The organism is Hyphomicrobium nitrativorans NL23 (assembly GCF_000503895.1).
Classification (GTDB): domain Bacteria; phylum Pseudomonadota; class Alphaproteobacteria; order Rhizobiales; family Hyphomicrobiaceae; genus Hyphomicrobium_C; species Hyphomicrobium_C nitrativorans.
On sequence record NC_022997.1, the window covers coordinates 2,883,026 to 2,903,883 of the forward strand.

A 20,858-nucleotide genomic window follows, 5' to 3' on the forward strand; every position below is an offset into this window, starting at 1 on the left:
AGAGCCATGACGAAAAAATCCGACGAACCGGCTTCGAACACCAGGGAAGAGCCGGTGACGGACGACGCGCAGCTCGACATCAGCTCTGCCGTCGCCGTCGCCGGTCATCCCATTCACGCCATGAGCGTTCATTTCCCCATCGCGCTGGTGATCGCCACGTTCGGTGTGGACCTCTTCTATTGGTGGACGGCCGATCCGTTCTGGGTGAGGGTCGGCGTTTGGTCGGCGGGGTTCGCATTCGCGACCGGCGTGTTCGCGGGCATCGTCGGAACGCTGGAGCTTTTGTTTGTGCCCGGCATTCGCAAACGTGCCGCGAGTTGGGCGCACGGCGTTGCCGCGATGGTTCTGCTCGCCGTCGCGGGCGCAAACTGGGTTCTGCGCCTCGTCCATCCCGACGCGGTCCTGCCGCACGGTCTCATGCTTTCCGCGCTCGCGACCGTCGCGACCGCTCTCGCGGGGTGGCATGGCGGAAAGCTCATTTTCCATCACGGAATCGGCCTCATGGTCAGCGCCAAGGAATGACCCTTTCGACGATCGTCTTGAGAGCGCCGGGCTCGCGAAGAGCAGGCGGGATGGAAACGCCATCGAGCGAGGGTTTCGACAGGCTCACCGCGACCGTCGCGAGCGTGATGGCACCGGCCAGTCCCGTCGCGCCCACATATCGCCAAGCGGGATACGCCGAGCCCTTCCCGGACAGCCTTGCCGTGGTTTGACCGGCAAGCGAATGCGCGACGACGAGCACGACGATGAACGCGAGCTTCACCGCGAACCACGGATCGACCACGCCCCCCTGGAAGATCAGCACGATACCTGTCGTGACAGCGACGAAGGCGGCTGGCGAAACAATCGCAACGTAAGCAAATCTCGCCGCATCGCGGAGGCGCTGCTCCGACGCGTCCATTTCATGGCCGCCCTGGACCCGCGGCCTCGCCTGCAACTGGCCCAGGCGACGATGACAGGCAGGAAGCGCGATCAGGCCTCCAACCCATATCGCGACGGCTGCGATATGGATCAACTTGACGAAAGCGATCATCGATAACGCGCTGGCTCATGACGTGCGACAACACTTAGCAACCCGGATACTCCGGAGAAGTTCCTCGATCGCTATGCGGATCGTTTCCACCGACGCCTACAGAGAACCGAGACGGTCTCGGCGCGGGACGCAGCGGCCACCACTCCGCAGTCACGGGATTTCCGCCGACCTTGGCAGAGGCGCGGAAAAGTCGTAGGCTCGGATCATTGTCGGCGTAAGAGCCTTCGGAAGCCGACAGCAGAGAGACAGCGTGTGCTCCCCCGTTTGCATCAGGAGCAGACATGCATACCTATCGTGTCTTCGATCTCTGCCCCAGCGGATCCGTCACGGCACCGGGCCGAGACTTCCAAGCCGAAAGCGATGCGGCCTCCGTCGCGCGCGTTGCGCTTTCGATGGGCGATCTCGACCAATCGATTTGGCAAGGCAGCCGCTTCGTCGCAGAGCTCGACCATAAAACGAAAGCGCCTAAGTAGGCAGCCGGCCCGCCGGAGAGACATCGGCCGCTTTCTACGTGCGGCCGAAAAACGCTTAGGGCAGCGTAGCGGGTTCTTGCCGACGCGTGAGTTGCGCCACGTTCGTGCAGCCGAGCGTTTGCTCGAAAGCCCGGTTAAGTTCATCGACGGTATCCGCCGTCACGTTCAGCCCGCCGGTCTCGGATGCAAGGCACTCCGCTCCCGATTCCGCCCGGCCATCTCGCATTTGAAGCTTGTAGCCGATCACATGGACCGTCACAGAAGGCCGGACGCTGCGAAGCTGACGAGCCAGTGCGCACGGGTCGCCGTGGCAGGTCTCCTGGCCGTCGGTCAAAAGGACAACGGTTGCCGCCGTCTCCGGTAGCGCGTCGAGCGCCATGCGAACGCCCAGCGTCAGCGGCGTGCGTCCTGCCGGCCTCAACGCCTCCACCTCCGAAAGGATGGGTTCGGCAAAATTCGGCTGAGGCCGCACACGCAAACTTGCATTCGCGCACGCATTGCGGCTGGCGCCGGGCCCGTAAGTCACCAATCCCAGCCGGCGTTGCGGGGAAACCGTCGGAAGAAAGGTGCCGAGCGACGCCTTCGCCCTGTCGAAGCGTGACGGACCACCATCCGGGAAGTCCAGTGCGGCCATCGAGCCCGATGCGTCGAAAACGATCATTGCATCCGACATGCATGCGGGCCCTGCGGCCAGGACCGCCCTTCCCCCGCCTACCAAAAGAAGCAGCGCGCTTGCCAAAAGTACCTGCATGGACACGGTGAGATGGCCCGCCCTCTGCGTTGCGCTGCGTTCGAGGCTCATTGCAACCTTCCACACTCTTGATGACGCCGGGCCGGACCCGGATTATCCGTCAGCATTCCGACGGTTGCACGATGGAACGCGCGGACCGACAATCGCCTATCGTTATGGCCATCGCACCAATGTCCTGCGTGACGGCTATGCTTCCTATATTCACGACCGGGGAAACGTAGAGATCGATTTATGCCGCTGCAAGCGATCGCCATCATTCTCTCGCTGGTGCTGCATGGACTGGTCGGCAATGCGCTGTGGCAGCGGCTCCAGCACGATCGGCCGCAGGTTTTCGATCTCGGCGAGAGGCAAGACATCATCCTCGAACCCCAGGGCCTGGATCTCAGCGAGGTGACCAACATCGGCGACGACCTCCAAAGCGTCGACACGCAAGCGGCTATCCCGATCGAACAACATGCTCCGCCGCCGCCCGCCGTTGCGGCGCTTCGTCAGCCGGAAGACATGGTGGACGACGTCAGCCACGGGGCGATCCGAGACGTCTTCGCTATCGACCCGCAAGATCCTCCGCCGCAGGATTCCGCACGTACAGCGCCCGAGCAGGTTCGCGACGTCATCGCGTCGGAGCACAGTACCGTCGAACAGGACCTCGTCGATGCGCGCGAAGCGTTGCCGGATCTCGTCGACGAACACGATTTCATCGCCGCAAACCAGTCCGCACTCGACGACGTCAAAGAACCCAACGTGGCGGTGAGGTCCGACGCCGCGCCACCGCATTCTCTCACGCCGGCGCAGGCTCTTCCTGCCGAGCAGCCGACGCCGCCCGAAGAGATCGCGCAAGCCGCCCTGCGTGCGCCGCCCGCGCGTCTCCCACCGCCGGATCGGATCGAAGAGTCGGCCCCCGAGCACTCCGAGGAGCCCCCGTCGCCGCTGTTGCCGATGGACGAACGTCAGCCCGATTTCGTCGAGGTTGTGGCGCAGCCCGATCAGGTGGTGATTGTGACCGAACACAGCTCCGGGGAAGAGAAGAAAGGCGGAGACGCTACGATCGTGGGCCTGTACCTCGGCAAGATCAACGAGCAGGTTCAGCGTTCCAAGGTGAACCCGCGATCGCGACGGACCGGCACCGTGGTTGTCAAATTCACGGTCGGGACCGACGGCGCGCTGCTGTCGAAAGATGTGATGACGTCGTCTGGAGCGGAGGTGCTGGACCGCGCTGCCATCGCCGCACTGGAGCGCGCATCCCCTTTTCCGCCGATTCCGCCCGACGTGAGTAGAGATCCCATGACCTTTACGCAGTCGTTCCGATTTGTCGTGCGTTAGATCTATTTCCTCGCCTTGAGCGCCTCGATCATCTTATCGAGCTGCGCAGCCTCACTTCTTCCGAAGGCCCGGCATCGTGTGGTGCAATCGGACACCGTCTTGCCGGTAATGAAGGGCTTTATCGCCTCGATGCCGAACGGACATTCCCGACGCACGATCGGAACGCCGTTGAGACGCTTCTGGAAGTAAAACACGTTCTCATAATACGTGGCGCGCAGCCCGATCTCCTCGCGGCCCTGATACACGATGAACCATTCGTTCTGCCGTTCGCCGATGACCTGCCCCCCGCACGTCTCGTTCTTACCCGTATCGTCGACGGTGCAGGTTCCCTCCTGTGCCAGCACGTATTCGATCTTGCCCTCGTCCAGCCATTTGGCATGGTCGACCAGATAGAAGCGAAACGTCCCGTCGGGGAGCTGCTCGGAGAATTTGTTGTAGCAGGCGTTCTCTCCGAAGAACGCGGGATCGGCCTCGATCTCTTCCAAGCCTGCCTCGCTCCACACACCTGAAAAGGGATGATCGCCCGCGCTCGCCCCGCCGGCCACAGCGATCAGGATGCCCATCGCAGCGATCCAAGTTTTCATGTTTGATCTCCAATGATCTCAAGCCTTCGAACCGTTCGGCCATCCTCAGCGCCGCGGGCTAGAAGACCGTCAGCGTCGGCACGGCGGTGACGAAGCGCGTGCCTGCCGCGGCAAGCGGTTCCAACTGGGCTCTCGCCTCAGCCGCGATGTTCCACGGCAGGATGAGGACGAAGTCCGGGCGGCGGTCGAAAAGCGCCGATGGAGGCAGAATAGGAATGTGGCTGCCAGGCATGAACAACCCCTGCTTCGAGGGCGCCGCATCGCAGATAAACGGCAGCAGGTCCCGCGTCACGCGAGCATAGTTCAGAAGCGTGTTGCCTTTCGCCGCGGCACCATAGCCTGCCACGGTCTTTCCCGTGCGCTTTGCGTCGTGGAGAAACGATAGAAGGCCGTCCCGGACGGCATCGGCGCGGCTTTGGAAGGCGGCATACGGCGCGTCGGTGTCGAGCCCGTGACGCCGTTCCGCCGCCAGCACCTCGGCCACGGCGGGCGATGTAGAATGGCCTGCCGCCGCGAGACATCCGTAGACGCGCAGGCTGCCGCCATGGGTTGGCAACTCCTCGACATCGAACAACCGGAGGCCCGCGGCCGCGAAAATCCGTTCCACCACGGCAAGCGACAGATACGAGAAATGCTCGTGGTAGACGGTGTCGAATTGGCACTGTTCGATCAGGCGCAGAAGATGCGGGAATTCGAGCGTCACCACGCCTTCGGGTTTGAGCACCGCCGCAAGCCCGCGCGTAAAGTCGTTGATGTCGGGCACATGGGCATAGACGTTGTTGCCGCACACGAGATCCGCGCGCCGTCCGCGCTCGGCCAACTCCCGTCCCAGCGCTTCGCCGAAGAATTTCCGGAGTACGGGGATGCCCAGCGCTTCGGCGGCGGCGGCCGTGCTGTCCGTCGGCTCGATGCCGAGACAGGGGATTGCGGCGTCCACGAAATTTCGTAGGAGATAGCCGTCGTTCGACGCGACCTCGATCACGAAGCTCTCGTCCGACAGGGCGAACCTCTCGGAGATCATGGCAGCATAGCACGCGGCGTGGTCGAGCCAGCTTTTCGTGGTCGATGAGAAATAGGCGTAGTGCGGACTGAACAGCTCATCCGCATCCGCATAATCCTCCGTCTGCACCAAGCGGCAATGGTTGCAGACGAAGACGCGCAAAGGGTAGGCCGTCTCCGGCTCGGAAAGGGCGGCCTCACTGAGATAGGCGTTCGAAGGCGGTGTGCGGCCGAGGTCGAGAAACACATCGGTCAGCCGCGATCGGCAATGGCGACAGATCACGGCGCGAGCGGCTCCTCTTCGATCTGGCCCTTGGCTCTTTCGTGTTTCGGCGCACGCTTTCGATTTGCCGGTCCAGCGAAGGATCGGCGTAAGTTGAGTTTTATGCCGCGCCGTCAATTCCGGTCAATCGGCGTTTTCTGCAGGCCGCTTCCGCGCACGACGAAGCGAAGCGCGCCATCGGCGCCGCTCTCTCCCCGCGCACCTCTCGCGAAACTAATTCCCTTGAGTTTCTTCCTGCGCATACCGGCGCAGAGCGTCGGTTTCGGGGTCGTAGTGGGCGGACGATGGAATGCCCAATTCGTCACGCACTTCGGCGGGCGGCAGCCAGCCCGGATCGATCCCCCTCATGTCGGGCAGCTCATGCGCGATGCCCTTGTGGCAATCGATGCAGGTGTAGCCGTCCTTTTCGATCAGATAGCGCGTATGGATCTGGGCCGCGCGCTGAGTCTGGCGCGTGAAATCCATGGCCACCTCGGAATGGCAGTTGCGGCATTCCAGCGAGTCGTTGGCCTTGAGGCGAGCCCACTCGTGCTTGGCGAGCCGCAACCGCTCGTCCAGGAATTTCCGCCGCGTGTCGATGGTCCCGAAGATATGACCCCAAACCTCTTTCGACGCCTGGATCTTGCGGGCGAGCTTGTTGGTCCACTCGTGCGGTACGTGGCAGTCCGGGCAGCTTGCGCGTACGCCGGAACGGTTCGTGTAGTGCACGGTGCGCGTCATCTCCTCGAAGACGTTTGCCTTCATCTCGTGGCACGTGATGCAGAACGTCTCCGTGTTGGTGGCCTCAAGCGCCGTGTTGAAGGCGCCCCAGAACATGACGCCGCCGAGAAACCCGCCGAGCGTCAGGAAGCCTACGCTGAGGTAGGCGCTCGGTCTGCTGGCGATCCCCCAGAACCGGAGCAGAAGCGCCTTGATCCTCTGCATCGCCTATTTCTCCCCGACCGGCAGAAGGTTGAGCATGTCGCGGAAGTCGTTTTCGACAAGCGGTTTCGCGTCCGTCTGCTGAACGTGGCATGCGGTGCAGTTATGCCGGCGCGGCGCGACGTCCGCGAGCATCTGGCCATCCCTGTCCTGGAAGTGGGTGATGCTGATCATGGGCGCGCGGACGTGATCGGTGTACTGGCGGCGATGGCACTCCAGGCACCTGTTGGCGTTGAGCGAGATCTGATAGCCGTCGATCGAATGCGGAATGATCGGCGGCTGCTCGGGATAGTTACGCATGCGCCTCTGGTCGTCGACGACCGGCGATGGCAGCGGGGATGCGGCAACGTCCTTCATCGGATGCGCCGCGCCAGTCAGCCTCGGCACGATCTCTTGGGCATACGCTGCCGCGAACGCTACGGCACCCGCAGCAAGGGCTGCGATGCCGAGCGAGGACCAGCGGAACAGGGTTACACGCGTTCGATTTTGACTGCGCATTTTTTGAAGTCCGTCTGCCGGGAAATTGGATCATTGGCATCCAGCGTGACCTTGTTGATCAGCTGGCTCGCATCGAACCACGGGACGAAGATGACGCCTCGCGGCGGCCTATTTCGCCCGCGGGTCTCAAGTCTCGTGCGCATATCCCCGCGGCGCGAGACCACCCTGATCTCCATGCCGCGGTTGAAACCTCGTTCACGCGCGTCCTGCGGGTGCATGTAGCAGAGCGCTCCTGGGAACGCCTTGTAGAGTTCCGGAACACGCATGGTCATCGAGCCCGAGTGCCAGTGTTCGAGCACGCGGCCCGTCACCAGCCACATGTCGAACTCTTCATCGGGCGACTCTGCGGGCGGCTCGTACGGCACGCCCAAAATCACCGCGCGCCCGTCGGGCCGGCCGTAGAACTCCACGCCACGGCCCGGCTTGACGTAAGGGTCGTAGCCTTCGCGGTAACGCCAGAGCGTCTCCTTGCCTTCCACCACCGGCCAGCGGAGCCCGCGGACGCGGTGATAGACGTCGAAGTCGTCGAGATCGTGCGCCTTGCCACGGCCGAACTCGGCATATTCCTCGAACAGGCCCTTCTGGACATAGAAGCCGAAACGTTCCGCTTCGTGGTTTTCGTAGCCGGCCTCGATGTCGCTCGCCGGGAAGCGGTTGGCGTGGCCGTTTGCGAACAGCACATCGAACAGGGTCTTGCCGGCATACTCGGGATTGCGATCGAGAACCTCGGCGGGCCAGACCTCGTCGGTCGTGAAGCGCTTCGAAAACTCCATGAGCTGCCACAGGTCGGACTGCGCGTCGCCTGGAGCGTCGACGAGTTGGTGCCAGAAATGCGTGCGCCGTTCCGCGTTGCCGTATGCGCCTTCCTTTTCCACCCACATTGCCGCCGGCAGGATGAGATCTGCCGCCATCGCCGTGACGGTCGGATATGCATCGGACACGACGATGAAGTTCTCGGGATTGCGATAGCCCGGATACGTCTCGTTGGTGACGTTGGGCGCGGCCTGCATATTGTTGTTGACCTGGACCCAGTAAAAATTGATCCGCCCGTCCTTCAGCCGGCGGTCCTGCTCGACCGCATGCGCGCCAACCCAATCCGGAAGCAAGCCTTCCGGAAGCTTCCAGATGTGCTCGGCCTTCTCCCTGTGCTTGGGATTGGTGACCACCATGTCGGCGGGAAGCCGATGAGCGAAGGTGCCGACCTCGCGCGCGGTGCCGCAGGCGGACGGCTGGCCCGTCAGCGAGAATGGGCTGTTGCCGGGTTCGGCGATTTTTCCTGTCAGCAGGTGGACGTTGTAGATCATCTGATTGACCCACACGCCGCGCACATGCTGGTTCACACCCATCGTCCAGAGCGACATGACCTTGCGTTTGGGATCGGCATAAAGCTCCGCCAGTTCCTTAAGCAGGTCGGGCTCTACGCCGGAAAGTTTGGACACCTTGTCCAAGGTGTACTCTGATACGAGCTCCGCGAACGCTTCGAACGAGGACGGCTCCATGTCGGTCGCGTTCGCCGCGCCGGTGGCCGCGACCTCAAGCGGATGCTCCGGTCTCAGCCCGTAGCCGATATCGGTCCGCCCCTTGAAGAACGCCGTGTGATCGTTGACGAAGGCTTCGTTGACGCGCCCCGTCGTGATGATGTGGTTGGCGATGTAATTGAGGATCGCCAGATCCGTTCCGGGCCGGAAGACAATCGGGATATCGGCGAGATCCGAGCTGCGGTTCGTGAAGGTTTGCAGCGAAGCGATGCGCACGTGGTCGTGGGCAAGCCTCCGGTCGGACACCCGCGTCCACAGGATGGGATGCATTTCCGCCATGTTCGAGCCCCAGAGCACGAAGGCGTCCGCATGCTCGAAGTCGTCGTAGCAGCCCATCGGCTCGTCCATGCCGAAGGTCCGCATGAAGCCGTATGCGGCAGAGGCCATGCAATGGCGGGCATTAGGGTCGAGATTGTTCGAGCGGAACCCGGCGCGCATCAGTTTCGACGCCGCGTACCCCTCCCAAATGGTCCACTGGCCGGAGCCGAACATGCCGACAGCCTCGGGCCCTTTCTCGCGCAGGACACGCTTGGCATGCTCGGCCATCACGTCGAACGCTTCGTCCCAGGAGACGGGCTCGAACTCGCCGTCCTTGGCGTACTGCCCGTTGCGCTTCCGCAGAAGCGGCTGCGTCAGCCGATCCTTGCCGTACATGATCTTCGATAGGAAGTAGCCCTTGATGCAGTTGAGGCCGCGGTTGACCTCGGCCTGCGTGTCGCCGTGCGTGGCGACGACGTGACCGTCACGAACACCGACCATGACGCCGCAGCCCGTTCCGCAAAAGCGGCACGGCGCCTTGGACCACTTGATCTTGAGCGCCTCGGCGCCACCCGTCACCTGCTGGGCCGCGGCCGGCAAGGTGATGCCCGCTGCGGCTGCCGCCACGCCGGCCGCGTGGGCCTTGATCATATCGCGACGTGTCAGGGTCATGCTTCTTCTCCCGCACTTTCGGCCGGCTCGACCTGCTCGTAGACCATGGCCGCCGAGACCACGCCTTCATACGCAGATATCTGCGTCAGGCAGTCTCCGACCGTTCCACTGCTCGGTCCTTCGATGATGACGATGAGCTTGTTACCTTCGACATGGACGACCTCGGCCATGCCGAGCGCCTCGATGCAGCCGCGCACAGTTTCGACCGCGGCAGGAAGGCAGCGGATAACCGCGCTCGAAATATGAACGACTGCACCGCGATCGGAGTCACGCATGGACGGCCTCCTGCTCGGTGACGATGCGGATCGCGCTGACAGGACATGGCGCAAGACACGCTCCACAGCCGTTGCACAGATCCGCCCGAAGAGCAGGTTCTGCGGAACGGCCGAGACGCGGCTGGAACCGGATGGCGGCTTCGGGGCATGCATCCTGGCAGCTCCGGCATTCGATCCCCGTCTTCGACAGACAGTCATCTCCGATCGCAATCGTGTGCCGGAAAGGTTTGCGCGCCAGATCGAACACGTCTGCGCGGCAGACCTCGGCACAACGTCCGCAGAACGTGCATTCCGCCTTGTCCAGTCGGATTTCCGGATAGTTGCCCGCACCCATCTCGATGATGCCGCTTGGGCAGGACGTGGCGCAGTCGCCGCAACTCGTGCAAGCGGAAAGAATGGCCGCGTCCGTGCTCCACGGCGGCCGTACGGATGCCGTTGCCCGCCGCCCAAGAAAAAAATTCCGCCTGCCGGGATCCATCATTCTGCTCCTATCCCGGCGGGCCCGGCGGGCCGAATACGATCTGCCACATCCAGACGAGGAAGCCGTAGCCGCCGATCAGCGCGACGGAGATGATGGGCCAGATGATGACAGCGAGAAGCAGAAAAACCGAAAGCTCCGAGCGGCGTTCGACGAGAGGGCTTTGCTCCCCTCCGTCTGTTGTCTGGCCGCGCTCGCTTTCCATGACTGAACGCCTTTTAATTCACGTTATCCGGTTCAATCGATTTGCACGTGGGAGGCAAAGCCTGCGCACGAACGACGCAAATGCTAAATCGCACCTTCCATTGATGCAACATGATGCGTGCGTTGCGCTTGCCCTAGATCAAGCATGTCACCAACCGTTCGATCCGCCGAAAATGTTGACTTAGGACGTACGATTTTCACACCGCGAACGACGAACTTTTTGCCTAGCGGACGAGACGGGCCGACTTGTTTCCATCGCCGCTCGATATGTTCGACTTCGAAGGCTTTAAGGTCCAGTTGGTCTGGTTGAGGATCAGAGTGTTGATCACCAGCGTGAACGATTTTGCCGAGAGCTTCGAGCCGGAGTTGAACGTCACATCCCTGCTCGGCAAATAGATCAGCCCGTCCATCTTCATATCCTTGGCGTCGTTGAACACGAACTGCGAGGGGGAGAGGTTCGGCGCCTCGAACATCATGATGTTCGCATAAGGGCCCGACGCCGGCGGCGTCAACGTCACGTCGACTGCGCTATTGAACTGAATCTTGGACGTGTCGGCGTAATAGAACGTCACACCATCGCCGCGCCACGTGCCGCCGTTGACGTTCCATCCGCCGTTCTTGATGACGTAGACACCCGGCTGGAACGTGACGTTGGGAGAATTGTTGAAATTGAACCAGCCGCAGTAGACGCCCGGAGCGAGGGTTACGTTTCCACCGTTATAATTGCCGTGGTTTTGCGTGCAGGCGTTCGACGCCGGCACCGGCAGTCGTCCTGCAAACGGATCGTCCTCCGCTGCGCACGACTTCTCCAAGTTCGTATAACGTCCGCCATTGTCGATGATGCTTTTCCCGGTCAAACAAATCCGGGCAGCCTTCAAATCGGTGCCGGAATTGAAGATCGCGGCCGGCGAGCCGGTCGATTTTCCGTGCACTTCGCAGTTGGGAGCATCGACCTTCGCACCGCTGTTGAGAAGGAACTGCTGCGACGCCGTCCTAGACAGAGCGAGGATGCATACCGCCGCGCCTTCGCCGCTCGTCTCGGCGGTCGACGCCGTGGCCACGTCCAAGGTCTTGACGCCGAGGAGGGCTGTCAACGTCGTCTTGATTTGTCCGTCTGCGCGCCCCGCCAGCCTGTGCTCACCGTCGCGCGAAAAGCTGACCGAGGTGTTCTGGATGTACGTGTCTCCGAGCTCCGCCTCGAACATTTTTGCCGCCACGGCATTCTGCCGGTCGGGCGAGAGCTTAACCCCTGCCAGCACAGCCGCATCCAACGCCTGCTGCATCGCCGTGCGCGCCGCCAGTTGCCGGCCGTAGTCGACCCCGATGCCGGCCGATACCAGCAGCACGACGAGCAAGAGTGCAAAGACAATAGCAACACTTCCCTTCTCGTGTTCGAGAAAGGAACGGAACAAACGCATGACGAGGCTCCACGAGCGGCACTAAATCCGGCCTTACCGTGGGCGGCGCTCCTTTAACATTCATACAACAATCCAAAGTCCGCTACAGGTTGCGTTAACAGCCCGTTAGCAATTTGGATGCGGTCTGATTATTCTCGCGACCGGCACGGGGCGATGCTCAGGCGCTACGGCGGCAGTACCCACGGAACCAGCACAACGCTGACCGCCATCGCGACGACGGCGAACGGCACACCCACACGCATGAAGTCCCAGAACGTGTAGTTGCCCGGCCCCACGACCAGAGTGTTCACCGGCGAGGACACCGGCGTCATGAACGCGGCAGACGCGGCGAGCGCCACGATCATCGCGAAGGGATAGGGCGAGCTTCCAAGTTCCTCCGCGACCGCCAAGGCGACAGGCGCCATCAGGACGGCCGTCGCCGTGTTGGATATAAAAAGGCCGAGCACGGCCGTCAGCGCGAACAACCCTGCGAGCATCGCGTGAATGCCGACCGTCCCCAGCGTGTCGATCAAGGCGGTTGCCGCAATATCGATGCCACCCGTTTTCTGAAGCGCGACGGCAAACGGCATCATGCCGACAATCAGAACCAGCGTCTGCCAGTGGATCGAGCGATAGGCGGCGTCTGTATCGATACAGCGCAGAAGGCCGAGGAGGAGACATCCGATGAGGGCCGCGATGACGTTGGGGACGACGCCGCTCACCATCAGCACGACCACAAGCCCCAAAACGGCAAGCGCATGCGGCGCGCGGGCGGGCGCGGGCACGACGTCGTCGAGATCCGCCGGCATGCTCAAAGCGATCAGAGTGTTCCAATGCGATCCAAGGCGGCGGATGGCGCGCCACGGACCGATGAGAAGCAGCGTGTCGCCGACTTCCAGCGTCTCGTTGCGGATACTGCCCGCGCGAGGGACGCCGCCTCGTCTCAGGCCGATCGCCGTCAAGTCGAACTCGGAGCGGAAACGTGCCGACACCACCGATTGGCCGACCAGCTTCGAAGCAGCCGGAATCATAACCTCGATCATGCCGAGTTCTTGCGACCGATCGAGAAAGTAGGAGCCGGACATCGGCAGCCGCTCCAGATCGAAGCGGCGCCTCACCTCCTCGATGTCGACCAGAGATGTGAAGAGATCGAGGAAGAGCACGTCGCCGGCTCGCAGCTCCGTCGTCGCCACGGGCTGCATCACACGGCGGGAAAAACGTCCGTTTCGTTCGAGCGCGATGATGTTCGCTCCCGCAGAGCTTCTCAGATCGAGCTCCTCCAACGTCTTTCCGACAAGCGGCGAACCGTCCGCTACACGCAGGCGATGCTCTCGCTCCGCGAGCCCGTACTCCTCGATCCATTGCGAGAGACGCGGCCGCATTGCGGATGCGCCGACGGCGGCCGGCATGGTTGGAGACAGCCATCGGCGCGCGAGCAGCATGTAGCCCACGGCGCACGCCAAGATCGGGATGCCGAACGGCGCGAAACTAAAGAACTGGAAGCCCTCGTAACCGCGGCGGACAAGCTCGCTGTTGACGATGAGATTGGGGGCCGTGGCGACGAGCGTCATCATGCCGCTGATCAGGGCGGCGACCGAAAGCGGCATCATGAGCCGGCGCACGCTGATGCCGGAGCGCTGAGCGATGCGCAGCACAACCGGAACGAAGAGCGCGACGACGGCCGTCGAACTCATGATGGAGCCGATGACGGCGACGACAATCATCAGCGGAGGAATGAGCCGGGTCTCGCTCGCGCCCGCGTGGGCTGCGAGCCAATCGCCCAGCCGTTGGGCAACGCCTGTGCGGACAAGACTGTCGCCGATCACGAACAGCGCGGCGATGAGAACGATGTTGGGATCGGCAAACCCTGCCAGCGCGTCCTGAACTCCGATCACGCCGGTCAACGGCAGCGCCGTCATCATGACGAGCGCGACGACGTCCATCCGCGGCTTGTTGCGAATGAACAGAACGACGGCGGTCAAGAGCAGCGCGAGGACGACGAAGAGGTCGTGGTTCATCGATGGCGGCATCCGGATCGATTGGAACGAACGGGTTGCCTTCGTGTAGATTGTCGGAGCCAAAAATGCGATGGACAATTCCACAGTCTTGACAACTCCAGGCCCGACAACAACGAGGACCATCGAGGCATGACCGCGAAGATTGGCGTGGTGACGGTTTCAGACCGGGCAAGCGCCGGGACCTATGAAGACAAGGGCGGCCCGGCCATTGCCGACGTGCTTGGCGAAATCCTGACCTCGCCGTGGGAAGCCGTTCGGCGGCTGGTGCCGGACAATGCCGCGCTCGTCTCGCAGACGCTCCAGGATCTTGCAGACCGGGACGGATGCAGCCTCATTTTCACCACGGGCGGCACCGGCCCCTCACCGCGGGACGTTACGCCAGAGGCCACAGAAGCGGTGTGCGAGAAGATGCTTCCCGGCTTCGGCGAACTGATGCGGGAAAAGAGCCTGGCGCAGGTTCCGACCGCGATCCTGTCGCGGCAAACTGCCGGCATCCGCGGCAAGGCGCTGATCGTAAATCTGCCCGGCAAGCCGCAATCGATCCGGCTTTGCATGCTCGCCGTGTTTCCGGCGATCCCTTACTGCGTCGACCTGATCGGAGGCGCGCGCCTCGAAACCGATCCAAGCCTTTGTCCGGCGTTCCGGCCTCCGGGCTGAGCCTTTTGCGTCGCGCGCGGGCCGAGATCCCTCATCCGGCCATCTTTCCATTCGCAGCTAACGCGGGAGTGTCGAACGAAAGACTGTCGATTTCCTCCGGACGGCCGAGAAGATAACCCTGCAGATGATCGCAACCCGCGAGCGCTGCGATAATCCTCTGCTGCTCGGTCTCGATTCCTTCGGCGGTCGTCTTCATTCCGAGCGAGCGCGCCATGGTCGCCATGGCGACGAAGATCGAGCGCGCCTTCGGATCGGTTGCCAGATCGTCGATGAAGGATCGGTCGATCTTGATACGGCTGATGGGCAGTTCCCGCAAACAACTAAACGCGGACTGCCCGACGCCGAAATCATCGAGCGCAACCGAGACGCCGAGCTGCGTCAGCTCCTCAAGAACGCGGAGCGCATTGCGCTCGTTGTCGATGATCGCGGTTTCGGTGATCTCAAGTTCGAGCCGCTCGGGCGCAAGGCCCGTCCGGGCGAGCGTTTCCGCAACGCGGCGCACGAAGTTGCGATCCGAGATCTGCACGCGCGACAGGTTGACAGATACCTTGACGCTGGTCGGCATCCGCAACGCATCCCGGCAGGCCTGCTCCAGCACCCAATCGCCGATCCCGACAATCAGGCCATTACGCTCCGCGAGAGGAATGAATTCGGCCGGCGAAATAACGCCGAGCTCGGGGTGCTGCCAACGAACAAGAGCCTCGCAGGCTGCAACCTCTCCCGATGCGCCGGAGACGATCGGCTGATAGACGACGCGGAATTCTTTCTCGTCGAGCGCGCGACGCAGCTCGCTTTCCAGACGCCGGGCGGAACATACGCCCGCGTCTTCTGCGGCGTCGAAAAAGGCAAACTTGCCGCGGCCGTTGCGCTTCGCCTTGTAGAGCGCGATGTCTGCCGCTTTCAAGATCTCATCCGTCGAGGCGCCGTCCACGGGCGGTTTCGCAATCCCGATGCTGACACCGACACGCATCGGCCGCCCTTCGATCACAATCGGCCGCGCCACGGTCTCGATGATCCGGCGCGCGACGGCAACCGCATCGCAGTCGTGCTCGTCGTCCACCAAAAGAAGTGCGAACTCGTCACCGCCGAGGCGCGCGACGGTATCGGTTGCACGCACGGCGGCACGCAAGCGGTCGGCTACGACCTTCAGCAACTCGTCACCGGCCGCGTGGCCGTGGTTGTCGTTGACGGACTTGAAGTAGTCGATATCGAGCAGCATGACCGCTGCGGCCTTACCCTCGCCGCTCGCCTCGATCGCCCGATCGATCCGGCCCACGAGTAGCGATCTGTTCGGAAGGCCGGTCAGGAGGTCGTGCAGCGTGCGATGGAGGAGTTCATCCTCGGCCCGCTTTTCGGTCGTGAAGTCGGTATATGTGCAGATGACGCCGCCGTCCGACAGCACTCGCTGGCCGATGCGAATGTAACGTCCGTTCAAAAGCTCTTGCTCCACATCGTTGTTTGCGATGAGGTCCGCCGCCGCGAAGTCGCGCTCGGGGACGGCGCCCGAGCGTATGCAAGCGTCCTTCAATGCCGAAAGCGGCGTTCCCGGCGGCACGGCATCTTCGGAGAGACCATAGATTTCGAGGAAGCGGCTGTTGCGGACGCTGATCCGCCCCGCGCTGTCGAACAAGCACACGCCTTGCGACATGGCGTCGAGCGCGGTGTCGAGTTGCCGTCGCCGCGCGGAGGCCAACGCCGACATCCGCTCCAGCTCGCGACGGAGCTGCTCGCGCTCGGCAAGCTCGGCGGCAACCGCAAGAGAGGTCAGCAAATTGACGAGGCAGAAGAGCTGGACAACCCAGATGCGCGTGTCGAGGTCCTCCATCAGCGCGACGGGACCCCAGCCTTGATACGTCGCGATCATGGAGACAGCCGTGAGCCCCAGCGTGGCGATGGCGGCGCATCTCGATCCCAGACGGAAGGCGATCAGAACGGAAACCGGAATGAGAAGGAAAAGAAGCGGAACGGACGATTGAGAGAAGACGATGAGGGTCGTCGCGACGAGAAGCACCATGTGGCGCACAACGGCTTCCGTGGAGGGTCCGCGTTCGGACTGGCCGTTCGTGTGGCGTGTGAGAAGAATAGCCGGAGTGAGGACGAGAAGTCCGAGGCTATCGGAGAGGTACCAGGTCGTCAGCGCGGCCGTCCAATCGACACCGAACGTATTGGCCGAAAGCATCGCGCCGGCTGCCGCGGGAAGGATAGGCGCGACGACGCAAATGGCGACGAAGGAGGCAACGGTCCATATCCGGGTGAAAACGATCCGCCGTCCGCAGGCATAGCGCAGGAGACCGAAAGCGAGCAGGCTTTCCGTGACGTTGATCGCCGGAAAGGCCAATGCGAGAGACCAGGGATCCCCGTTCGCCAGAAACGCCGTCATGCCGGCCGGCAGCGCTGCCGCGATCAACGCTTTCCGGCCCATGCACGTTTTAAGGCACAAGAGCCCAGCAAGCAGAATGCCGTTGGCCGGCCAAATCACCGCCACGCTCGCCGCGTTCCGCGTCAAGCTGACCGCCAAATAGACCGCGATCGCATACGCAAGCGCCGCCGCAACGACGAGCCGCGTATCGCGATGCACAAATGTCCGCCGCATAGCGGCAGCAGGCCGTGCCATGAGCCGAACGTGAAGCATCAATATCGTCCCCCAGTCGATAGCCGAGGGAGATTAGCTTTCTAATTTCTAATAAATTCCTATGTTTACCATATAATCGTTCGAACACGTCGCAAATTTGCGCATCTCACACATAAATTGGGGCGCTCGCCCCCCTATTCGGCGACCGCACCGAGGCCGGTCGCGATATCTTCCGCCGGTCGCCCGATACTGACATAGCGAAAACCGTGCACTTCAATGAGGTCGCGCCGGTAAACGTTGCGCAAATCGACCAGAAGCGGGCTCTTCATGGTGCCTCTCAGCCGCCGGAAATCCAGTGCACGGAAGGCATCCCATTCGGTGACGATGACAAGGGCATCGGCGCCTTCGGCGGCGGCATAGGGATCGGCCGCGAACGTGACATCCGACATGTAGTCCCGCGCGGCCGTCATTCCCTCCGGATCGAAAGCCCGGATGCTTGCTCCGGCGTCCTGGAGCCCCTGCACGATGGCAATGGAGGGCGCGTCTCGCATGTCGTCCGTATTCGGCTTGAAGGTCAGACCAAGAAGGGCCACCGTCTTCCCGCGGACGTCGGCGCCGATGGCGCGGGCGACCTTGCGGGCCATGGCGCGCTTTCTCTGATCGTTGACCGCCACCGTCGTCTCGACCAGGCGGAGCGGGCTTGCGTAATCCTGCGCCGTCTTGACGAGCGCGAGGGTGTCCTTGGGGAAGCACGAGCCGCCATAGCCGGGGCCGGCATGGAGAAACTTGCCGCCGATCCGCCCGTCGAGGCCGATCCCATGGGCCACATCCTGGACGTTGCCGCCCACCGCCTCGCAGAGATCCGCCATCTCGTTGATGAAGGTGATCTTCATGGCGAGGAAGGCGTTGGCCGCGTACTTGATGAGTTCGGATGTGCGGCGCGTCGTGAACACGAGCGGAGCTTTGTTCAGGTAAAGCGGCCGATAAACCTCGGTCATGACCGGGCGCGCGCGCTCATCCTCGACACCGATCACGATGCGGTCGGGGCGCTTGAAGTCCTCGATGGCCGCTCCCTCACGCAGGAACTCCGGATTCGAGACCACCGCGACGTCGGCGTTCGGGTTCGCCTCGCGGATGATACGCTCGACCTCGTCGCCTGTGCCGACGGGCACCGTCGACTTGGTAATGACCACGGTGAAACCGCGCACCACGCGCGCGAGCTGGCGCGACACGTCGTAGACATAGCTGAGGTCGGCGTGGCCGTCGCCGCGGCGCGAGGGCGTGCCAACGGCGATGAATACAGCTTCCGCCTCGCTCACCGGCTCTTCCAGGCTGGTGCTGAACTGCAGCCGCCCCGCCTTGACGTTCTTGAGCACGATCTCTTCGAGGCCGGGCTCGTAGATCGGGATCACGCCCTCTTTCAGGGCCTCGATCTTGCGCACATCGCTGTCGATACAGACAACCTCGTGACCGAAATCGGCAAGGCAAGCGCCGGAGACGAGACCAACGTATCCTGAGCCAACAACGGCAATGCGCATACCTGAGCCTTTCGAGCGGAGGGGGTGTTCGTCTTGAGCGGTGCAAGCCTAAAGCACGACCCCGCTCCGAACCCGGAGCGAAACCGACGGCTCAGGCGTCCGACTGATAGGACCTGACGCGATCACGGTCTAGACCGCCTGGCGTGATGGCGCTGTGACGGTCGCGCGCGACACATCGGCCCAGCGCCGGCCAGAAGCAAAATAAAAAGCAGCAAAATAAAAAGCGCGCTCAAAGCGCCGCTCGGCAGGTTCTAGAAGTTGTGCTTAACGGTGCCGCGGATCGTCAGGTCCTCGCCGGGGATTTCCTGCTCGCGCTTCTTGACCTCGTTGGCGCCGTACAGCAGCTCAAGACCGAAATCCATCTTGGGAAGGACACCAAGCCTGCCGAGGCCCGGAATGCGAACTTCGGTCCCGGTGCTGCTGGATCCATCGACCGAGGAAGAAGGCGCGGAAAAATCCAGGCCTGGCTCGCTCTGCACAGCTTTGGCGTCCGGCGCGGGCGCGACGGAGGCCGCTCCGCCTTCCTCCTGGAAGGCGAATGCAGAGGTGCTGACGATCGCCAGCGCCAATCCCATTCCGATATACCCAATCCGGTTCATTTTCCTACCCGAAGTGCTCCCGCTGACTCGCGAAGATGAAGCTTCCCGGTGCTCGTTACAACAATGTTCGCGCATCGTTAAGCAGCGGTGAACGTTTCCCGTCCGATGTGTGGTTGCTCTGCAATGTGGCCAGCCAGTCACAGCCGTTCAATACCGTCACAGGGCCGCAGCCTCTCCTCTTTAGAGACTTGAAATGGCCACTTTTTCCCAGGTCGCGGCAGGAGATACCCGTGCTTTGCGGCGCACAATCCGGGCGGGCCGTTGTCCACAGGAGAGGCCCTCGCACGGCCGCGGAACGAAAAGGGGCCGCCCAAAGGCGACCCCTTCCGTTTTGAGACGATAGTCGAAACCGGGTTTAGAATTTGATCACAGCGCCAGTCATGAACATATCGACGTCTTCGAAGTTGAGCTGCGTGCCCGTCGTGCTCGTGGCATCGGCTTCGACGTGGCGGTAGATGGCGTAAAGCTTCATAGCCGCAGCGTCGATGTCCTGCATGATGCCAAGCGAGTAGATATCGAGGTTCGAGCTGAGAAGACGGCCGCCGTCGCCGAAGGCCTGATCGGACGCACCGCCGGTGTGGTCGTAGTACTGGCCGAACAGCGTCGTCTTGCCGAGCGGGAACCACTTCTGCTGAATACCGGCTTCGAGCGCCCAGAACTCCTGACGATCGTCAACGTTCTGGCCGGCGAAACGCGGATTGAACTGGATCTGCTCGTCTTCCATGTAGCCGGCTGCGAAGTTCGCGTAGAGGCCCGTGGCGACGTGCATCACGCTGGCCGAACCGCCGAGCTGGTTACATTTGGCGTCTTTGCCGGTCGCAGCGATCGTCACGTTCGAGGTACACTCGAAGCCGACGACGCCGCCGTTTTCAGACGACTCGCCGTAAGCGATGCCGGCCGCCAGCTTGAAGCCCCCGAGTTCTCCCTTGTAGCGCAGGCCCATCTCCCAGGTGTCATCCGCGCCCCAGTTGACGGTGCCGGTGAAGCCGAAGATTTCGGGCGTGTCGTAGCGAACCATGTCGTAACGACGGCCTTCACCCGGCTGGTTGCCGCTGCCGCCACGGATGAGGCGGCGGATGGAGAGAGCGCCAGCAGCGGTGAGCGCGCCGTTCGAATAGAAGCCGTCGGCACGGCGAAGCGCAAGATCACCCCCCATGTCTTCGGCGTCCGAGAACTTGGCGACGTCGCCCGTGCCGGCAAGGTTGATTTCGGTGATGCCTTCCGAAGCACCGCCCGTCAGACCCATCCACACGCGACCGTAGGACTTGCTGTCGATGTACCAGGTCGAGTGACGCAGATCCATGCCCAGGCCGGTGCCCGAGTGGTCGTCCTGGTTGAAGCGCTTCGAGTTGGCGCTGCGAACGCCGATCTCAAGCAGGTAGCCTGCCTTCAAGTCGCTGTTGATCTTCGCATCACCGCGGAAGCGGAAACGCGAGCGCGACGCGTCGTTCGTGTAGACGCCAGCGTTCGATTCGAAGCCGTCATCCCAGAACAGCACAGCCTGGTTGACCTGGCCTCCGATCTGAAGCGAGACCTTACGATTGCCCTTACGAGCCGTCGTGGCCTCAAGCTCGGCAATCCGCTCTTCCAGATCGGCGCAGCAGTTGCCACCCAGGTCGGCGGCGCCGGCAGATGTGCCCCCCAGCATCAGAAGGCTCGCCGCTGCAAAGAGCGACAGCCTTCCGGCCGACGTCATGAAACCCCCGGTCATGAAAAATTCCTCTCGTCGTTTTCGCCCTGCCGCGCCTTGGCGCGTCCACAGTGCATTGACCCCTTCACCACTCAGCAGA

20 protein-coding genes are annotated in these 20,858 nt (G+C 62.6%); 4 read left to right on the forward strand and 16 right to left on the reverse strand.

All coding sequences use genetic code 11. The annotated features are described in order from the left end of the window. The first annotated feature begins 6 nt into the window (after positions 1–6). A complete protein-coding gene (locus W911_RS13410) occupies positions 7–522 on the forward strand; it encodes a DUF2231 domain-containing protein (RefSeq protein ID WP_023788086.1) in 516 nt (171 codons plus the stop codon). Here W911_RS13410 and W911_RS13415 read toward each other — a convergent pair. After that, positions 506–1,033 carry a CopD family protein gene (locus W911_RS13415; RefSeq protein ID WP_023788087.1) on the reverse strand — a complete coding sequence of 176 codons (528 nt, stop codon included), beginning with the start codon at positions 1,031–1,033 and terminating at the stop codon, positions 506–508. The genes W911_RS13410 and W911_RS13415 overlap by 17 nt on opposite strands. Before the next feature lie 281 nt (positions 1,034–1,314). Here W911_RS13415 and W911_RS13420 point away from each other — a divergent pair, with 281 nt between their 5' ends. Then, a complete protein-coding gene (locus tag W911_RS13420) occupies positions 1,315–1,506 on the forward strand; it encodes a hypothetical protein (protein ID WP_023788088.1) in 192 nt (63 codons plus the stop codon). A gap of 55 nt (positions 1,507–1,561) precedes the next feature. On the opposite strand, the gene W911_RS13425 is transcribed toward W911_RS13420, so the two are convergent. Beyond that, complete coding sequence (locus W911_RS13425; RefSeq protein WP_023788089.1) at positions 1,562–2,308, reverse strand: vWA domain-containing protein; 747 nt, start codon at positions 2,306–2,308, stop codon at positions 1,562–1,564. Between the two features lie 180 nt (positions 2,309–2,488). On the opposite strand from W911_RS13425, the gene W911_RS18805 reads away from it, so the two are divergent. Continuing rightward, a complete protein-coding gene (locus tag W911_RS18805; RefSeq protein WP_023788090.1) occupies positions 2,489–3,577 on the forward strand; it encodes an energy transducer TonB family protein in 1,089 nt (362 codons plus the stop codon). Between the two features lie 2 nt (positions 3,578–3,579). Here the strand turns inward: W911_RS18805 and W911_RS13435 are convergent, their stop codons facing one another. The 10 genes from W911_RS13435 to W911_RS13480 all read right to left on the reverse strand — a co-directional run bounded on the left by W911_RS13435 (position 3,580) and on the right by W911_RS13480 (position 13,702). Next, positions 3,580–4,161, reverse strand: a complete 582-nt coding sequence (locus W911_RS13435; protein WP_023788091.1) for a hypothetical protein — start codon at positions 4,159–4,161, stop codon at positions 3,580–3,582. Positions 4,162–4,219: 58 nt separating this feature from the next. Then, on the reverse strand, positions 4,220–5,443 hold the full coding sequence (locus tag W911_RS13440; protein WP_023788092.1) for a class I SAM-dependent methyltransferase: 1,224 nt from the start codon (positions 5,441–5,443) through the stop codon (positions 4,220–4,222). 213 nt (positions 5,444–5,656) lie between these two features. After that, complete coding sequence (locus W911_RS13445; RefSeq protein ID WP_023788093.1) at positions 5,657–6,367, reverse strand: cytochrome c3 family protein; 711 nt, start codon at positions 6,365–6,367, stop codon at positions 5,657–5,659. A gap of 3 nt (positions 6,368–6,370) precedes the next feature. Next, positions 6,371–6,862, reverse strand: coding sequence for a nitrate reductase cytochrome c-type subunit (locus tag W911_RS13450; protein WP_023788094.1), 492 nt, complete (start codon positions 6,860–6,862; stop codon positions 6,371–6,373). Next, positions 6,835–9,330 (reverse strand): periplasmic nitrate reductase subunit alpha, encoded by a 2,496-nt coding sequence (napA, locus tag W911_RS13455; protein ID WP_023788095.1) that lies wholly within the window; start codon positions 9,328–9,330, stop codon positions 6,835–6,837. The genes W911_RS13450 and napA overlap by 28 nt, the downstream gene beginning before the upstream one ends. Next, a complete protein-coding gene (locus tag W911_RS13460; RefSeq protein ID WP_023788096.1) occupies positions 9,327–9,605 on the reverse strand; it encodes a chaperone NapD in 279 nt (92 codons plus the stop codon). Before W911_RS13460 ends, napA begins: the two co-directional genes overlap by 4 nt. Next, a complete protein-coding gene (napF, locus tag W911_RS13465; RefSeq protein ID WP_041316582.1) occupies positions 9,598–10,086 on the reverse strand; it encodes a ferredoxin-type protein NapF in 489 nt (162 codons plus the stop codon). The genes W911_RS13460 and napF overlap by 8 nt, the downstream gene beginning before the upstream one ends. A 7-nt stretch (positions 10,087–10,093) precedes the next feature. After that, complete coding sequence (gene napE, locus W911_RS13470) at positions 10,094–10,288, reverse strand: periplasmic nitrate reductase, NapE protein (RefSeq protein ID WP_023788098.1); 195 nt, start codon at positions 10,286–10,288, stop codon at positions 10,094–10,096. Positions 10,289–10,511: 223 nt separating this feature from the next. Next, entirely contained in the window at positions 10,512–11,705 is a 1,194-nt protein-coding gene (locus W911_RS13475) for a TadE/TadG family type IV pilus assembly protein (RefSeq protein ID WP_023788099.1), read from the reverse strand. Positions 11,706–11,869: 164 nt separating this feature from the next. Next, positions 11,870–13,702, reverse strand: coding sequence for an SLC13 family permease (locus W911_RS13480; RefSeq protein ID WP_041318797.1), 1,833 nt, complete (start codon positions 13,700–13,702; stop codon positions 11,870–11,872). A gap of 129 nt (positions 13,703–13,831) precedes the next feature. On the opposite strand from W911_RS13480, the gene mog reads away from it, so the two are divergent. Continuing rightward, positions 13,832–14,359 carry a molybdopterin adenylyltransferase gene (mog, locus tag W911_RS13485; RefSeq protein WP_023788101.1) on the forward strand — a complete coding sequence of 176 codons (528 nt, stop codon included), beginning with the start codon at positions 13,832–13,834 and terminating at the stop codon, positions 14,357–14,359. A 31-nt stretch (positions 14,360–14,390) separates the two neighbouring features. Here mog and W911_RS17475 read toward each other — a convergent pair whose 3' ends face one another. From W911_RS17475 to W911_RS13505, 4 genes are all read right to left on the reverse strand, one after another. Next, the gene (locus tag W911_RS17475) at positions 14,391–16,991 is read right to left on the reverse strand and encodes a bifunctional diguanylate cyclase/phosphodiesterase (RefSeq protein WP_023788102.1); all 2,601 of its coding nucleotides are present in this window, start codon (positions 16,989–16,991) and stop codon (positions 14,391–14,393) included. Between the two features lie 134 nt (positions 16,992–17,125). After that, positions 17,126–18,469, reverse strand: coding sequence for a UDP-glucose dehydrogenase family protein (locus W911_RS13495; RefSeq protein WP_023788103.1), 1,344 nt, complete (start codon positions 18,467–18,469; stop codon positions 17,126–17,128). A gap of 251 nt (positions 18,470–18,720) precedes the next feature. Continuing rightward, the gene (locus W911_RS13500; protein ID WP_023788104.1) at positions 18,721–19,044 is read right to left on the reverse strand and encodes a hypothetical protein; all 324 of its coding nucleotides are present in this window, start codon (positions 19,042–19,044) and stop codon (positions 18,721–18,723) included. Between the two features lie 379 nt (positions 19,045–19,423). Further along, positions 19,424–20,779 carry a porin gene (locus W911_RS13505; RefSeq protein WP_023788105.1) on the reverse strand — a complete coding sequence of 452 codons (1,356 nt, stop codon included), beginning with the start codon at positions 20,777–20,779 and terminating at the stop codon, positions 19,424–19,426. Positions 20,780–20,858: the final 79 nt, after the last annotated feature.

Coding starts and splice junctions, on each gene's coding strand:
- W911_RS13410 (WP_023788086.1), top strand. CDS start 7: ATGACGAAAAAATCCGACGAACCGGCTTCGAACACCAGGGAAGAGCCG.
- W911_RS13415 (WP_023788087.1), bottom strand. CDS start 1,033: ATGATCGCTTTCGTCAAGTTGATCCATATCGCAGCCGTCGCGATATGG.
- W911_RS13420 (WP_023788088.1), top strand. CDS start 1,315: ATGCATACCTATCGTGTCTTCGATCTCTGCCCCAGCGGATCCGTCACG.
- W911_RS13425 (WP_023788089.1), bottom strand. CDS start 2,308: ATGAGCCTCGAACGCAGCGCAACGCAGAGGGCGGGCCATCTCACCGTG.
- W911_RS18805 (WP_023788090.1), top strand. CDS start 2,489: ATGCCGCTGCAAGCGATCGCCATCATTCTCTCGCTGGTGCTGCATGGA.
- W911_RS13435 (WP_023788091.1), bottom strand. CDS start 4,161: ATGAAAACTTGGATCGCTGCGATGGGCATCCTGATCGCTGTGGCCGGC.
- W911_RS13445 (WP_023788093.1), bottom strand. CDS start 6,367: ATGCAGAGGATCAAGGCGCTTCTGCTCCGGTTCTGGGGGATCGCCAGC.
- W911_RS13450 (WP_023788094.1), bottom strand. CDS start 6,862: ATGCGCAGTCAAAATCGAACGCGTGTAACCCTGTTCCGCTGGTCCTCG.
- napA (WP_023788095.1), bottom strand. CDS start 9,330: ATGACCCTGACACGTCGCGATATGATCAAGGCCCACGCGGCCGGCGTG.
- W911_RS13460 (WP_023788096.1), bottom strand. CDS start 9,605: ATGCGTGACTCCGATCGCGGTGCAGTCGTTCATATTTCGAGCGCGGTT.
- napF (WP_041316582.1), bottom strand. CDS start 10,086: ATGATGGATCCCGGCAGGCGGAATTTTTTTCTTGGGCGGCGGGCAACG.
- napE (WP_023788098.1), bottom strand. CDS start 10,288: ATGGAAAGCGAGCGCGGCCAGACAACAGACGGAGGGGAGCAAAGCCCT.
- W911_RS13475 (WP_023788099.1), bottom strand. CDS start 11,705: ATGCGTTTGTTCCGTTCCTTTCTCGAACACGAGAAGGGAAGTGTTGCT.
- W911_RS13480 (WP_041318797.1), bottom strand. CDS start 13,702: ATGAACCACGACCTCTTCGTCGTCCTCGCGCTGCTCTTGACCGCCGTC.
- mog (WP_023788101.1), top strand. CDS start 13,832: ATGACCGCGAAGATTGGCGTGGTGACGGTTTCAGACCGGGCAAGCGCC.
- W911_RS17475 (WP_023788102.1), bottom strand. CDS start 16,991: ATGCTTCACGTTCGGCTCATGGCACGGCCTGCTGCCGCTATGCGGCGG.
- W911_RS13495 (WP_023788103.1), bottom strand. CDS start 18,469: ATGCGCATTGCCGTTGTTGGCTCAGGATACGTTGGTCTCGTCTCCGGC.
- W911_RS13500 (WP_023788104.1), bottom strand. CDS start 19,044: ATGGGATTGGCGCTGGCGATCGTCAGCACCTCTGCATTCGCCTTCCAG.
- W911_RS13505 (WP_023788105.1), bottom strand. CDS start 20,779: ATGACCGGGGGTTTCATGACGTCGGCCGGAAGGCTGTCGCTCTTTGCA.